Raw genomic sequence first — 15,405 nt, 5'->3', positions numbered from 1 at the left:
CCGGTCATATCGCCACTTCAAAAAATGCGAGCAAGATCAGAGCTTTGCTGGTCGCGGGTTTGAACAACTCACAGATCGCGCGGGAACTGGGCATCAGCGTACCCACACTGAGGAAGCATTATTTTCAAAGTGGGAAAATCAAGGCCAAGATGGCGCGGGAGATGGCGATCGCAGAAATGCGGGCTCGCAACATCCTTCGGCTCGACGCCCAGGCGGATAAGGGCAGCGTCTCGGCCATGCGGGCGCTGGAACCGCTGCTCGAGAAGGCGGAGCGAGAGATCGCCGAGCGCGAGATGGGCAGTGACCAGCCGCGCCAGCAATCGCCGGGGGTTAAACAGCGCCGCGAGCTCATGGGCCATGAGGCCGACGATGAACTTGAGCGCGAGTTGAACCAAGAATCGAGCCATGGACTGCACTGAACCGCTGCCGCGGTTCGCCTGTCCGGATTGGTGGGAACGGCTGCGCCGCCGCGAAACACCAATGGCGGATGTGCCGCTGAATGAGACCAAGGCGCGCAAGGCGCTGGCGTTCTTCAACCGGCTGCGCTTGCCCGATGTCGCAGGCAACCCGCCGATGAGTAAGGCCTGCGGAGATTGGTTCCGCGATGTGCTGGTCGCCTTTCTGGCCAGCGAGGATCCGGAGACGAAGGAAAGGCTCGTTTGGGAACTGCTCTGCATGGTTCCGAAGAAGAGCTCGAAGACGACCTATAGCGCGGGGCTCGCCCTGACCGCGCTTTACATGAACGAGTCGCCCAATGGTCAGATGCTGCTGATCGGGCCATCACAGAACATCTCGAACCGGCTCTTCGATCAGGCGCAGGGCATGATCCGGCTGGATGAGAAGCTGGCCAAGGTATTCCGGGTTCAGGACCACACGAAAACGATCACGCGCTACAAGACAGGCACCGAACTGGAGGTAAAGACTTTCGACACCTCGATCGTGACCGGGGAAATCCCGGTGATGACAATCATCGATGAGCTGCACGAACTCGGCAAGAAGAACGGCGCTCAGCAGGTCATGCAGCAGATCAGAGGCGGCGGGATCACCATGACCGGTGGTCAGTTGATGATGATCACCACCCAGTCGGACAAAGAACCGGCGGGGATTTGGAAGGCAGAGATCGGCAAGGCCCGGGCGATCCGGGACGGTAAGGCGGGCGCGCGGCCGATCATGTTGCCGGTGCTCTATGAGTTTCCGGAGGCGTTGCAGAAAAAGGAGCGGTACTGGCGCAATCGCGAGAACTGGCCCTTGGTGCTGCCGAACCTTGGCCGCTCCATCAGTCAGCAGCGTCTGGAAGACGATTACACGAACAACGGTGCGATCAGCCCCGAGGCTGAACAGATTTGGATGAGCCAGCATCTCAATATTGAGATCGGCTTGGGCCTGCACTCCGAGCGGTGGATCGGCGCGGATCACTGGGCCGGGGCCGGGCGGCCGGAAATGACGTTGGATGAGATCATCGCCTCTTCCGAGGTCTGCGTGGTTGGTCTCGACGGGGGCGGGCTTGACGATCTGCTGGGCGTCTCGGTGCTGGGGCGTCACGCGGAAACCAAGCGCTGGATGCACTGGGGCCGGGCTTGGGCGGATCGTGGTGTGCTGACGCTGCGCAAGAGCATCGCGCCCGAACTGCATGAGTTGGTCGAGGCCGGGGACCTGACGCTGGTCGACAACCTCGATGCCGAGGCCAACCCTGAGATCGTGGCGATCTGCCAGCGGCTACAAGAGGCAGGGCTGCTGCCGGAAGAAGACGGGATCGGCATGGACCCCGAAGGCGTGGCTTCGATTGTCGATGCGCTGATCGAGGCCGGGTTTGAGATCGAGGACATCCGGGCGATCAGCCAGGGCTACAAGCTGAACGCGGCGATCAAGGGGACGCCGGTCAAGCTGAAGAACAAGACGCTGGTGCATTGCGACCAGCGGCTCATGCGGTGGTGTGTGGGCAATGCAAAGACAGAGACCCGCGGCAACGCCGTACTGGTGACCAAGGCGCGCAGCGGGTCGGCAAAGATCGACCCGCTCATGGCGCTGTTCAACGCCGTGATGCTGATGAGCTGGAACCCGGTCGGGCACGGCGGGCCATCGGTATACGAAGAGCGCGGCATTCTCACGTTTTAAGGCGGTGTTATGGGAATTCTAAATCTGTTCCGGCGCCCCGCCGCAGAGAGCAAAAAGGAGGTGCAGGCCAGCGTTCCGGGCGGGGCTGTGTTCAGCGGTCTGGATGATCCAGCACTCTTGGAGTTCATGCGCACGGGCGGCGGCGGGATGACGGAATCCGGGGCGCATATCAACGCCAAGTCGGCAATGAAGAATACAACCATCCTGCGCTGCGTGTCGCTCATTGCCTTCAGCATTGGGATGCTGCCGCTTCATATGCAGCGCAAAGCGGACAAGTCGAAGGCCAGCGATCATCCGTTGTTTCGGGTGCTGCACCGCAAGCCGAACGCATGGCAGACTGCTTTTGAGTTCCGCAGCCTAATGCAGCAGCGTGCGCTGACAGACGGTGACGCCTATGCGATGATCGTGCGCAGCGGCAACCGCGTGATGCAGCTTGTGCCAATAGCTGGGGATCGGGTGACGGTGAAGCAGCGCGACGACTGGGCGCTGGAGTATGTGGTGACGCGGGGCAATCGCGGGCCCATCACGCTGCCGCAGTCCGAAGTGTTCCATCTGCGCTATGGGCTTTCCGATGACGGGATCACCGGCCTGTCGCTGGTCAAGCAGTCTGCCGAAGCCATCGGGCTTGCACAGCAGGCTGAGAAGTCAGCGGCGCGCATGTTCCGCAACGGCATGATCGTGGGGGCGCGCTGAAGCACAAAGAGAAGCTCTCACCAGAGGCCTATGAGCGGCTTAAGGCCAGCATGAATGATGATGCGGGCACCGAGAACGCGCACAAATGGAAGATTCTCGAAGAGGGCATGGATCTCGTTTCCAGCCAGCACCCCGGCAAGGACGGGCAGGGGTTGGAGCAACGAAAGCACCAGATCGAAGAAACGGCACGCCCCTTCGGCGTCCCGCGCCCGCTTCTGGGGGTCGACGATACGTCATGGGGCTCGGGCATTGATGTGCTGGGCCAGTTCTTCGTTCGCTATGGCCTGAACCCTTGGTTCGAGGCCTGGCAGCAGGCGATCGAACGCTCTCTGCTGACCGAGCGCGAGGCCGATGAGTATGAGGTTAAGTTCAACGCCGGCGCATTGCTGCGCGGGTCCATGAAAGATCAGGCGGAGTTCTTCGCCAAGGGGCTCGGCGCAGGCGGTCATACGCCATGGCTGCATCCCGACGAGCCGCGCGAGTGGATGGACCTTGAGCGCCGAAATGATCTGCCGGCGGCACTCGGCCAGCAAAAGATAGGAGGGCAGAATGAGCCTGCGTAAACTTCCCGAGATCAAAGCGTTCAAAGCCCTCTCCAATATGGAATGGCAACCGCGCACCGATGTGGTCGACCGCTGGAACGCGGGCATCCATGCTGCAACGAGCGATGAGGCATCAATCTCCATTCTCGGCGAGATCGGCGGCGGCGATTATGGCGACGGTGTCACATCCAAGCGGATCGCCGGGGCGCTGCGATCGATCGGTGAGCGCGACGTTCGGGTCGATATAAACAGCCCCGGTGGCGATTTTTTTGAAGGCGTGGCGATTTACAACATGCTGCGTGAACACAAAGCCAAGGTCACGGTCAATGTGCTGGGCCTTGCCGCGTCCGCCGCATCGGTGATCGCCATGGCCGGTGATGAGATCAAAGTGGCAAAGACTGGATTCCTTATGGTCCATAACGCCTGGGGCATCACGATCGGCAACCGGCACGATATGCAGGCCGCGGCGGCAATGATGGAGCCCTTCGACCGGGCAATGCGTGACCTCTATGCCGAGCGCTCCGGATCGAAAGCGGAAGATGTAGAAGCATGGATGGATGCTGAGACGTTCTTCACGGGTGAGGACGCGGTGAAGACCGGGCTTGCGGATGGGTATCTTTCTGATGCCGAGATCGAGCAAGACAAAGACAGCGGCAAACGTGCTTCGGCCATTGCCAAGATCGAGGCCAGCATGGCCGCACAAGGATTGTCCCGCCGGGAGCGCCGTAGCCTCCTCGCGGAACTGCAAGGGGGGCTGACGTATCGCCTCCTGACGTCATGCCGAGCGCTGACATCATCGCCGCGCTTCGCGGCAACACCGAAAAACTGAAAATCTAAAGGGGTTTCAAATGAAACACTTCACACAACCCGTTCGCGGGCTTGTCGGTGTGCGCGCTGATGCCAGCACCGATATCAAGGCTCTGATCGAGGAGCAGGGCAAGACCTTCGAGGCGTTCAAGGCAGCGCACCAAAAGGAACTGGAAGACCTGAAAAAAGGCATGGGCGATGTGGTCCAGTCTGAGCAGGTTGACCGGATCAACACGAGCGTGGGCGAACTTCAGGCAGCGATCGATGCGGCCAATACCAAGATCGCGGCGATGTCGCTGAGCGGTACCGGCCCCGACGCGGTGAAAGATGCGGAATACACCGAAGCCTTTCAGGCGCATTTCAGCAAAGGCCAAGTTCAGGCCAATCTGAACAAAGGTGCCGATCCAGAAGGTGGGTTTCTGGCGCCGGTGGAATGGGACCGCACCATCACCGACAAGCTGGTTGAAGTCTCCGCCATGCGCTCGATCGCATCCGTCCAGAACATCTCGACGGCGGGGTTCACCAAGCTGTTCAACCTGCGCGGCACCGGCTCCGGCTGGGTTGGCGAGGAAGAGGCGCGCCCGGAAACCAGCACGCCGACCTTCGGCTCGATGGTGATCACCCCCGGAGAAATCTACGCCAACCCCGGCGCGACGCAGGGGATGCTCGACGATGCCGCGGTCGATCTGGAAAGCTGGTTGGCGAATGAGGTTCAGACCGAGTTCGCCAAGCAAGAAGGTCTGGCCTTCGTCGCGGGCAATGGCGTCAACAAGCCGAATGGTTTCCTGAGCTACGCGACCGGTGCCGCAAATGCCGGGGCGAACCCACTGGGTGCCATCGGTGTTGATCCTGCCGCAGCGACAACCGCTGTGACCGAAGATGAGCTGCTCGATCTCATCTACGGAACGCCGGCCAGCTACACCAACGGCGCGCGCTTTGTCATGAACCGGACCACTCTGGGCAAAATCCGCAAACTGCGCGACGCCGATGGTCGCCAGTTGTGGCAGCCCTCCAGCGTTGCGGGTCAGCCCTCGCAGCTGCTGGCATATCCGGTCACGGAAATGCCGGACATGCCCGACATGGCCGCCAACACCACGCCGATCGCCTTCGGCAATTTCGCGCGCGGCTATCTGATCGTCGATCGTACCGGCGTTCGCGTGTTGCGCGACCCGTTCACCGCAAAGCCCAAGGTGCTGTTCTACACCACCAAGCGCGTCGGCGGGGCTGTGGTCGATCCCAAAGCTATCCGCATCCTGCAAATGGATGACGGCGTCTAAGCCAATCGCCTCGGCCGCGATGGCCGGGGCTCCCCTCTCTCAATGGAGTTGAAAAGATGAGCGACGAAAAGAAACCAGGCCCGGAAGAGAAGAAGCCGACCGCGAAGGCCACGAAAAAGCCGGGCCCCAAGGTCAGCATGACAGCCGCACAGGCGAAGAAGCTCGGCCTCGATCCGTTTCCCTACGGCGGGAAATAAGCAATGACCCCCGTCCGCGTCACAGCGCCTGCCGCATTGCCCGTCACGGTGCAGGAAGCCAAGGATCACACGATTGTTGATTGTCACTGAGAACTGACCCGGTAGCCCCATAAATTGTCACTGAGAATTGACCCATGTGAACACACTTCCCCGACGGTTTTGGTTGGGGGATTTGGAGTGATCGACATGGGATTTTTGAGTGTCATTCGACGCTGGGCATTGCGTGACAAGATGCCAATCAGGGAGATTGCCCGGCGGACGGGTTTGTCTCGGAACACGATAAAGAAGTATCTGCGTGAAGGTGCGGTGGAACCGCAGTTCAAGACGCCCAAGCGTCCAAGCAAGCTGGATCCCTATTCGGATCGGCTGTCAGCCTGGCTTTTAATCCAGACGCGGAAGTCACGCAAAGAGCGGCGGACAGTGAAGCAAATGCATGCTGATCTGGTGAAGCTGGGATATGATGGCTCCTATGAACGCGTAGCAGCTTTCGCCCGGGCATGGCGTGAAGATCGGCATCGAGCGGAACAGACGACGGGGCGCGGCACCTACGTGCCTTTGGTGTTCGCGCCCGGCGAAGCCTTCCAATTCGATTGGAGCGAGGACTGGGCCAACATTGGCGGTGAGCGCGCCAAACTTCAGGTCGCGCATATCAAACTGTCACACAGCCGCGCTTTCTTGGTGCGGGCCTACCCGCTGCAAACGCACGAGATGCTGTTTGACGCCCACTGGCATGCATTCCGCGTCTTCGGCGGCGTGCCTGGTCGCGGGATCTATGACAATATGAAGACCGCCGTTGATCGTGTGGGCAGAGGCAAGCAGCGGGACGTCAATGCACGCTTCAAGGCTATGGCCAGCCACTACGTGTTTGAGCCCGAGTTCTGCAATCCAGCCGCAGGTTGGGAGAAAGGCCAGGTTGAGAAGAACGTGCAGGATGCGCGCAACCGCATGTGGCAAGTCATGCCGGTCTTTGCCGATCTGGACGAGCTGAACCAATGGCTTGAAGATCGCTGTATCGCCCTTTGGGCAGAGACACCGCACAAGGCTTTGCCGGGGTCCATCGCTGACGTGTGGGAGGCCGAGAAGCCCACGCTGATGGCACTGCCGCCGGCATTCGATGGCTTTATCGAACACAGTAAGCGTGTGTCACCCACATGCCTGATCACGTTCGAACGCAATCGCTACAGCGTTCCCGCCAGCTTCGCGAACCGACGTGTCAGTTTGCATGTTTATCCCGAACGGCTGGTCGTGGTCGCTGAAGGGCAAACGGTTTGCGAGCATGCGCGGATCATCGAGCGATCTCATCGCAAGCCCGGCAAGGTCATCTATGAGTGGCGTCACTATCTCGCTGTCATCCAACGCAAACCAGGTGCCTTACGCAATGGTGCGCCGTTCACGGAGATGCCGGATGCCTTCCGGCAACTTCAGGATCACATGCTGCGTAAAGAAGGCGGTGACCGAGAGATGGTCGACATTCTGTCTCTGGTCCTTCAGCACAACGAAGATGACGTTTTGTGCGCAGTGGAGCTGGCACTTGAAGCGGGCGTCCCCACCAAGACGCACATCCTGAACCTGTTGCATCGATTGATCGACCGCAGACCGACAGATCACCCCGAGGTCGATCCGCCGGACGCACTGGCATTGCAGTCAACGCCAGAGGCCAACGTCGATCGCTATGACGGGTTGCGACAGACTAAGGAGAAGCGCCATGCGTCATGACCCAGCAGGAGCTTCTATCGTGATCATGCTACGCAGTCTCAAGCTGTACGGCATGGCAAATGCGATTGAAGACTTGGTCGCCCAGGGCGCGCCAGCGTTCGAAGCTGCCACACCAATGCTGTCACAGCTGCTCAAGGCTGAGATCGCCGAACGCGAGGTACGGTCTATCGCCTACCACACGAAAGTCGCCCGCTTCCCCGCATACAAGGATCTGACGGGCTTCGACTTTGCATCGAGTGAGGTCAACGAAGCGACAGTGCGGCAGCTACATCGATGCGAGTTTATCGAAGCGGCCGAAAATGTCGTTTTGATCGGCGGTCCCGGAACGGGCAAGAGCCACACGGCCACTGCAATTGGCGTCCAAGCGATTGAGCACCACAGGCGCAAGGTCCGCTTCTTCTCGACCGTAGAATTGGTCAATGCGTTGGAACAGGAGAAGGCGCTTGGAAAGGCAGGGAAACTGGCTGAGACGCTGACGAAGGTCGACTTGGTCATTTTGGACGAACTCGGCTACCTGCCGTTCAGTTCATCTGGCGGGGCGCTGCTCTTCCATCTGCTCAGTAAGCTCTATGAGCGCACCAGTGTGATCATCACCACCAACCTTAGCTTCTCAGAATGGGCGCAGGTCTTCGGGGATGCAAAGATGACCACCGCTCTCTTGGATCGGCTTACCCACCGCTGCCACATCCTCGAAACCGGAAACGACAGCTACCGCTTCAAGGTCAGTTCTGAGGCAGCAAAGAAAACTGCAAAGGAGGCCAAAACATTGACCGCATCATAGACCACGACGCATAACTGAGGGTGGGTCAAATCTCGGTGAAAATACCGGGTCAGTTCTCAGTGACAATCAACACTGATGGCAATTTTTACAGCTATTGGGACAGCTTTATTCAACATTGCCTATGCAGGTGCCTATCTTGCTGCGTCAGCTGGCCTTTCCGTTGCTACAGCCACGTCTATCGGCGTAGCGGTGGCAAATGCGGCGGTGTCGCTGGCTCTGAGCGCAATTTCTCGTGTGCTCGCACCAAGCGTGAGCGTGTCTCAATCCGACATCCAAGCGGTTATCAGTCAAGCCATTGCCCCGCGCCGCATCTATGTAGGTGAGAATCTTGCTGGCGGCATCAGGGCATTCTTCGAAGTAAAGGACGGGGTGCTCTATCAGCTCGTCATGGTGGCGCACGGACCTATAACCAGCTTCGACGAATTCTGGGTCGATAGCGTTCCTGTGGCACTGGATGAGAACGGTGACGTAACCGAAGGGAAGACTGCGCCATACGTCAACATTCAAACCCGCGATGGTTCGGCGCTTGGTGGCGACTATGCGGACCTTACGGCGGAATTCGCGTCTTGGGATGTAGATCGTAGGTTAACCAATCAGGCCACATTTCTGGGGCAGATCAAAGCACCGAAAGGGAACGATTTTAGCAAGGTTTTCCCCAAGACCTCTGGCACCGTTTTACAGTGCGTCATTAAGGGGCAGGCGGTCTACGACCCACGAGATGTTTCGACGGCATATGCCGATAACGCGGCACTGGTACAGTCGCATTTCCTCACGCATGAGGACGGGTTCAAGATCGACGCGACGGACATCAACTGGGATAGCGTCTCAGCAATGGCTGACGTGGCCGATGAAGCCGTGCCGCAGCTTGAGGGCGGCACAGCGCCCCGCCTGCGACTTTGGGGCTACTGGACGCTGGATGAGCCGCCGTCTGACGTGCTGGACAGGATGCATGCGAGTAGCGGAATCCGTGCCTATGAAATGCAGGACGGGCGCATCGGGTTGATCGGCGGCAGCTTCGGCACCCCGGCCTGCACCATCACGGCCAAAGACATCAGAGAAATCCAAACCAGCGAGGCCATCAGCGAACGCGAAGGGTATAACGTTCTGCGGGTGCTGCACATGGACGCTTCGCAGAAATACACGGTCACGGAAGTTGAAGCTTGGCGCGACGAGACGCGGCTGGCGGTTGAGGGCGAAATTGTCAAGGAATACGAACTGGCGATGTGTCCGAACCGTGCGCAGGCGCGGCGCTTGGCAAAGGAGCAGTTTCACGATGACAACCGGGCCAAGGTTTCGATCATCACCAACCTTGTCGGTCTAAAGGCACGTTTCCCGCGCGAACATGCGCAGCGTCATACGATCCTGCTAGACTACCAACCGGAAGACGGTTCGGGCCGCGTGATCCAAGGCGAGTACGAGGTGCTAGACCACGAATTTGACCCGATTGAATTGCTATGCCGCATCGACCTGGCAAAGGTGGATCGGGCATCTGGGGAATGGACGCCAGAGGAAGCGGGCGACCCGCCTACGCCGCTGCAAGTATCGGGCAACAGCGAAGCACCGGAAATCTCGGCGGTTTTCTCTCAGCGGGTGGTTCAGGCATCGGCAGGCAATCGCATCTCGGTCCTTGAGGTTGACGCCGTGCCAATCGCAGGCCGCGACGATATTGTGATCGAAGCGCAATACCGCACATCGACCTATGATGATGGCGGCAGTGAGGGCATTCCCAGCACAACCTACGGCCCATGGACCGACATGCAGGCGACCGGATACACTGCGCAATCAGGCGCGGTTGAGGATGGGCGAGATTACAACGCGCAAGCCCGCTTTGATGGCGTGTTCTATGAGCCGGACGAGTGGGAAAACCTCGGCACTATCACAGTGCAAATCGACGCAACGCCACCGGGCGCACCTTCTGAACTGTTCGCATCCAACGGCACCGGGCGCGTCAACCTAAACTGGCGCAACCCGGCCGGAGAGTTTTACGAGCTCCGTATTTACCGCGGCGTTACGGCGGTCTTTGATGACGCAGTGCTGATAGGCACGACAGGCGGTGTATCGGGTCAAATCTCCGAGTTCTCGGACGATACGATCACCGCAGCGACCGAATACAACTACTGGGTTGCGGCTGCCAACGTGTCTGGCGTCGAAGGTCTGCCTGCTGGGCCGGCCAACATCACAACAACTTAAACGGTTTCCGAATTCCAAATTTCGCTCGCTTTGGCGGGCCAATCTGCATGGGGGCAAATGATGCCATTTGTTGATGACGTGAATCGCGATCTGCGAGACTTTGAGGGCTATACTGGTGATGGGCAAGGTGGCGTTGGGGACCTGCCCGTTGGCGACCGCTCCACATCGACAAAGAAGATTGAAAAACGCGCCTTGCGCCAGCTCTTCATTCAGCTTGCCCAGACGATGGGTGATCCCTCTGCACTTCAAGTCATTCTGGATGACTTGAGCATTGTTCAAACTGGTCTCAGCGGCGTCGGTTCTCAAGTCGATCTCATCCAGGCGCAAACGATTATCCGCCAGACCGATGCTTTTGTGCGCCTTGTCACGGATCAAGCAGGGAATGTCCTTCTGCTGGAAAAAAACGATGGCTCAATCATGGGGGCAAACGGGATTATGCCAAACGCACGAAATGAACGAGAAACCACTGCATTTCAGGCACTCACCACTGATCAGGAGGGCAATATTCTTTCTATCATCGGCGCTTCTGGTCAGCGCCTCGCGGCTGCACGAGGAGAGGTAGAGGATGCAGGTAAATATCTGCGGAATACGGATGCATTCTCATACCTAAAGACGACTGCGGACGGGTCTATTCTCGAGCTAGATTCCGGTTCACCTTCACGCCCTGTTGATATTGGTTTAGGCGAGTTCAATCTTCTTCTCGTTTACGGCCAGTCGCCGTTTCTCGGGTCGGATACGACAGCGATCAGCACGACCCTCGCTGCTGGCCTTAAAATGTTCAACGCGGGTTCGCTGCTGACTTCGGCAGAATGGAACGACCCCGCCAGCTTCGCCAGCCTTGTTGATCATGTCACCGAAGGGCAGGAAGACGGTTCGCGAGGTGCGGCAGAGGGCTTGCAGGCGGCCTTCGCGGCAGCGGGAAAAGACCCCGGCGACATTGTGACCATCACAGCCTGTCAGGGAGGACGCACCGCTGCCGAATTATCCGAAGGCGGTGAGTTTTACTCCCGCTTGGAGACAGCCATAGACGCACTTGCCGACATTGCCGATGCGGGGAATATGGTCCCCGGAATTGTGCCTGTCGTGTTCTGGCAAGGCGAGGCTGATATTGCGCTCTTCACTAGCCCCACAGTTTGGCGGCGGCAGATCGAAAATGGCATTCGTCGACCGTTGCAGGCCAAGGTCGATGAAGTGTTTGGGGAGGGACACAGCGTTGTCATGGTGATGATGCAGCCCGCTTCTGCCTTCTATTACAACAGAACGCACATGACGCTTGCTTCTGAAATCGTGCGCCTATGCAATGATGACCCAAACTATGTCTATGGCGGGACGACTTACCAGTATGACTATGGTGCCGGGGGCACAGGCTCCCACCTTCTGACGGGAGGTGATGTAAAGCGGGCAGCGTTTTCAGGCGGCTATGCTGCGGGCCAAGTTGCTGCCGGCGTCCCGGTGGGCAAGATTGACATGGTGCGAGCGCAGAGAGTTGCGGATCGGGTCATCCAAATCGAATACACGGCTCCCACTTTGCCGCTTGTATTGGACGATGTTGCAATAGCAAACCCCGGCGACTGCGGCTTTGAAGTGCAACGCATGGACACTGGTGCCAACCTTGGCATCGCCAGTGTAACCGTATCGCGGAATAGGTTCGTCAAGATCGTAACCGATAGCGACATTCCTTCAGTCGAACTGCGGATAAAATACGCTTGGATCGGTGGCCAAGTCGATGATGCGGACGCTGACGTTTTCGGCAGCTTCGCAGGGCCAGATACAGGCCAGCGTGGGTGCTTGCGCGACAGCACCACCCGCACCGTCGATGTTAGCGGCAGCGCCGTGGCTGTCCCGCATTTTGCCCCCATCACAGAAATCAACGTCGAGTAAAGGAATTACATTATGGCGACCCAAGAAATCATCACAGTATCAAATCCAATCGCGGGCGGTGCGGGCTGGGGCGGCGTAAGCTGGCCCGAAGCAAACGCCCTTCAATGGGCCGGGTTCTTTGGCTCTGACTGGCCGAACAACGACGATACGTTTGACCAATCTTTGCGCTATCAGCGGGCCACCCGCATCGGAACTCCTGCGCGGGACGCAAACTCAATCGCTCCAAGTGCGGCCAGCTACATCCAACTGCCTTATACGGACACGCAGGCGCTGGCCGCTGGCGTTCCCGGTGAGGTGACACTGTGCGGACTTATCCGAGGCAATGATGCGAACGCTGTCCTGTTATCGACCTATGCAAACACCGCCCAATCGCATTTGCGGCTCTATCTAACAGCAAGTGGCTCTCTGGTTGCTGCGGCGGACAAGGGGGCGGAGACGCAGCAGTCCGTTAGTCTGGCTCGAAGCCCTGCATCGGGTGCATGGGAGTATATCGGGGCAACCTTCACGGCCGCCGGCATCACAGTCTATCGCCGCAATGCTTCCGATGCGGATATGCTGACCGCAACGGCGGCGCTGACCATTTCATCTCTTGAAGGGGGAGGGGTAGCCTTCAGAGCTGGTGCGAATGCGAACACACAAGGCGTAGATGGGACTGCCCAGCTTGCCAGTGTGGCTGTCTACAACAAAGGACTGAGCGCCTCCGAGCACGCGGCAAATTATGCAGCATTGAAGGAGTTTTCTGCCGCTCGCACCTCGATTGTGATCTGACGCATTCCTTCTGGGAAGCCGTCAGTCGCCGGCTGGTGGGCTGGGACATGGCGCTTTGCGCCTATGCGTGGTGGCGTCGTGACCGTGGTTTGTGGCGCCTGTGGGTGCTGACCTTTGACCGCGTGTTTCGCCGTGATGAGCGGGACCACTGCCGCAGCACCTATGAGCGGCGGCTTGGGCTTCCTAGCCAACTATGCTAACCGGCCAAGCTGACTGAAATCACCCGCAATTGTACAAGCACACATAGTCGATCAATTTAAAACGGTAGCAATAGCGAGCAGCCAGAGAACCGTTACCGCGACGATAAAGCCCCACGGCCATTGGGCCTTCTTGCGCCGTAAGTTTCTGAAAATGTGCGAATCTATTTTAGGCATATCACCTCCTTAAAATGGGCATTTTACACGAACACTAACTCTCCATCTAGTAGAGCAAAGCTTGGCGCGGCTACGGCAATAATTTGCCTTATCAGATAGATAGCCTGCCTGACCGATCTCCCATCTCTTCTGACTCTGAACAAAGGCCAGATTTATGACCTCAGACGACTTTCCATCTAGCCTATCAGGTCGCCTGATTGAGATCGCAAAGGTTCTCGGCGCGATTAGCATCATCGTCGGCTTCTTTGGCGGGGCGTGGTCTGTAACTTATGGTCCTTTGCGCGACTTGCTAGACCAATGGGAGGAAGTACAAACTGACATAGCTGATCTACAAGATCGCATGGCGCAGGTGCAGGGCGAGGATCGTGTAATCCGTGAGGTTCCGGGGCTGACTTATGTCGCTGAACCTGTCTACCAGGGTGAGCGGATCGTGTTCAATTTTGTGGCCGAGCGCACGCGGCTTGGCGAGAAATGCATTCTTCGATATTCGCAGCCAATTTTCACTGACATGTTGAACATCCCGACACCGGGAGAACGTCGGCAAGCCGCCCGGCAGATCAGCAATAATCCTACGCCATTGCGCCCCGGGTACACGCCGCCGGTCAACCTTCGTCCCGGTCGCGTCACAGTCTATTTGATCCTTGCCTATACCTGCGATGGCAAGGAAGTTTTCGACCAGACCAGCACTGCCGCTTTTGAATTGCTAGAGGGGCCACGGCCCTAGCCGCCCATCCACATCATCAACCTCATGCCCCGCCTGCGGGGTTTTCTACTTTGGAGAATGCCCATGAACCAATACATCGTTGAAAACTGGCGGGCAGTCCTACGCTCGTATTCCTTCGTCAGTATGGTGCTTGGCTCGCTGGCGCTGGTTGTGCCTAACGTCCTTTATGGCCTGTTTGCGATCGAGGTTGACCCATACCCGCTCGGCACAGCGGCTCTGGTCTTCTTCGCCTTCGGCATCGCCGGCCGGTTTGTGCGGCAGGTGCCTGAGACGCGGATCGGCCGCCGGCTGATTTTCTGGACGGCATTCCTGTTTGGCGCGCTCATGTTGGTGAAGTCCATCGGCGGTGCGCTGGTTGAAGATGCCGTGCTACCGGAGCCGGAGGTGCGAGCGAGCGTTGAGGCGCAGATCATCCCGGCCATGGCGTCGAAGCCAAGTCCGCCGTTGATCCCCGCGCCACCCGTAGCCGAAGATCCCTTCGATGAAATCGCTTTTCAGCTTATCGCTAAGTGGGAGGGCAAGCGAAACGATGCCTATCGCGACATCGTCGGCGTCTGGACGATTTGCTACGGCCACACACGCACCGCGGGGCCCGGGCAGCGCAAGACCGACGCCGAGTGCAAGGCGCTGCTGATCGAGGAAATTGCAGAGTACCGCGACAAATGGCTGGCCTATGTCAGCGGGAAGGCTCAGACCTACTGGCTACCGCCAACCCGCAAAGCCGCTTTCACCAGTCTCGCCTTCAATGTCGGCTGGACAGGCGCAGGCACCAGCACCGCCACCCGTCGCCTCAACGCCGGCGACATCAAGGGCGGATGCGAGGCGATCAGCTGGTGGAACAAGGCGGGCGGAAAGGTCGTGCGCGGGCTAGTCCGCCGCCGCGTCGAAGAGGTCGCGCTATGTCTGGTCTAGGCCATCTTCAGGCGCAGTTGATCGCCAGCGGGGTAGGGATGGCGGTCCTGATCGGCGTGGTGGTTTGGCTGAGAGCAGATGCCGCAGATGATCGTGAGCGCAATCTCCGCGCCAAGCAAAACACAGACCGCCTCCAGCACATTGAGGAATCGAAAGGAACGCAGAATGAAATTGAAGGTCTTACTAACAACGATCTGGATTCCGCTCTCTGCCGGGTCCTGTCTACCCCGAGCAATGTGAGCAGCGACGCTCTGTTCAAGGACGTGAGCCAACGGCCACCGAAGGCGCAGCCAGCGACGATTGAAGCTATCGCGCGCGATCGCCCGGTCGCTGAGTGGATCATCTATCAGGCACGGCAGTGTGATGTGCATGGCTGCTTGTGAAATGAGGCTCATTTCTGTTGATGCAGGGGCGGGCTTTTTGCGTTC

15 protein-coding genes are annotated in these 15,405 nt (G+C 58.6%); 14 read left to right on the top strand and 1 reads right to left on the bottom strand.

All coding sequences use genetic code 11. The annotated features are described in order from the left end of the window. The first annotated feature begins 44 nt into the window (after nt 1-44). From CUR85_RS05700 to CUR85_RS05640, 14 genes are all read left to right on the top strand, one after another. Nucleotides 45-419, top strand: a complete 375-nt coding sequence (locus tag CUR85_RS05700) for a hypothetical protein (RefSeq protein ID WP_120350094.1) — start codon at nt 45-47, stop codon at nt 417-419. Next, entirely contained in the window at nt 406-2,115 is a 1,710-nt protein-coding gene (locus CUR85_RS05695) for a terminase large subunit domain-containing protein (protein ID WP_136720684.1), read from the top strand. The genes CUR85_RS05700 and CUR85_RS05695 overlap by 14 nt, the downstream gene beginning before the upstream one ends. 9 nt (nt 2,116-2,124) lie before the next feature. Next, nucleotides 2,125-2,808 carry a phage portal protein gene (locus CUR85_RS20090; protein WP_343245412.1) on the top strand — a complete coding sequence of 228 codons (684 nt, stop codon included), beginning with the start codon at nt 2,125-2,127 and terminating at the stop codon, nt 2,806-2,808. Continuing rightward, nucleotides 2,805-3,371: a phage portal protein gene (locus CUR85_RS20085; protein WP_343245470.1), complete on the top strand. Its 567-nt coding sequence runs from the start codon at nt 2,805-2,807 to the stop codon at nt 3,369-3,371. The genes CUR85_RS20090 and CUR85_RS20085 overlap by 4 nt, the downstream gene beginning before the upstream one ends. Beyond that, nucleotides 3,358-4,179, top strand: a complete 822-nt coding sequence (locus CUR85_RS05685) for a head maturation protease, ClpP-related (protein ID WP_280322168.1) — start codon at nt 3,358-3,360, stop codon at nt 4,177-4,179. The genes CUR85_RS20085 and CUR85_RS05685 overlap by 14 nt, the downstream gene beginning before the upstream one ends. Before the next feature lie 19 nt (nt 4,180-4,198). Further along, nucleotides 4,199-5,434, top strand: coding sequence for a phage major capsid protein (locus tag CUR85_RS05680; protein ID WP_280322166.1), 1,236 nt, complete (start codon nt 4,199-4,201; stop codon nt 5,432-5,434). A gap of 56 nt (nt 5,435-5,490) precedes the next feature. Beyond that, on the top strand, nt 5,491-5,631 hold the full coding sequence (locus CUR85_RS05675) for a hypothetical protein (protein ID WP_280322164.1): 141 nt from the start codon (nt 5,491-5,493) through the stop codon (nt 5,629-5,631). A 186-nt stretch (nt 5,632-5,817) separates the two neighbouring features. Further along, on the top strand, nt 5,818-7,347 hold the full coding sequence (gene istA / locus CUR85_RS05670; RefSeq protein ID WP_136720741.1) for an IS21 family transposase: 1,530 nt from the start codon (nt 5,818-5,820) through the stop codon (nt 7,345-7,347). Beyond that, on the top strand, nt 7,337-8,128 hold the full coding sequence (istB, locus tag CUR85_RS05665) for an IS21-like element helper ATPase IstB (protein ID WP_067266994.1): 792 nt from the start codon (nt 7,337-7,339) through the stop codon (nt 8,126-8,128). Before istA ends, istB begins: the two co-directional genes overlap by 11 nt. A gap of 75 nt (nt 8,129-8,203) precedes the next feature. Further along, a complete protein-coding gene (locus tag CUR85_RS05660) occupies nt 8,204-10,318 on the top strand; it encodes a phage tail protein (RefSeq protein WP_280322162.1) in 2,115 nt (704 codons plus the stop codon). A gap of 57 nt (nt 10,319-10,375) precedes the next feature. After that, on the top strand, nt 10,376-12,199 hold the full coding sequence (locus tag CUR85_RS05655) for a hypothetical protein (protein ID WP_280322160.1): 1,824 nt from the start codon (nt 10,376-10,378) through the stop codon (nt 12,197-12,199). 12 nt (nt 12,200-12,211) lie between these two features. Then, nucleotides 12,212-12,967: a LamG-like jellyroll fold domain-containing protein gene (locus tag CUR85_RS05650; protein WP_280322158.1), complete on the top strand. Its 756-nt coding sequence runs from the start codon at nt 12,212-12,214 to the stop codon at nt 12,965-12,967. Nucleotides 12,968-13,495: 528 nt separating this feature from the next. Beyond that, nucleotides 13,496-14,065, top strand: coding sequence for a hypothetical protein (locus CUR85_RS05645; protein WP_280322155.1), 570 nt, complete (start codon nt 13,496-13,498; stop codon nt 14,063-14,065). Between the two features lie 63 nt (nt 14,066-14,128). Further along, nucleotides 14,129-14,977: a lysozyme gene (locus tag CUR85_RS05640; RefSeq protein WP_280322153.1), complete on the top strand. Its 849-nt coding sequence runs from the start codon at nt 14,129-14,131 to the stop codon at nt 14,975-14,977. On the opposite strand, the gene CUR85_RS05635 is transcribed toward CUR85_RS05640, so the two are convergent. Continuing rightward, nucleotides 14,974-15,348, bottom strand: a complete 375-nt coding sequence (locus CUR85_RS05635; RefSeq protein WP_280322151.1) for a hypothetical protein — start codon at nt 15,346-15,348, stop codon at nt 14,974-14,976. The genes CUR85_RS05640 and CUR85_RS05635 overlap by 4 nt on opposite strands. Nucleotides 15,349-15,405 lie beyond the last annotated feature (57 nt).

The sequence above is a fragment of the Sulfitobacter faviae genome, assembly GCF_029870955.1.
Classification (GTDB): Bacteria; Pseudomonadota; Alphaproteobacteria; order Rhodobacterales; family Rhodobacteraceae; genus Sulfitobacter; species Sulfitobacter faviae.
Note: the sequence above shows the minus strand (reverse complement) of the source record. Positions and strands in the feature narration are given on the sequence as shown.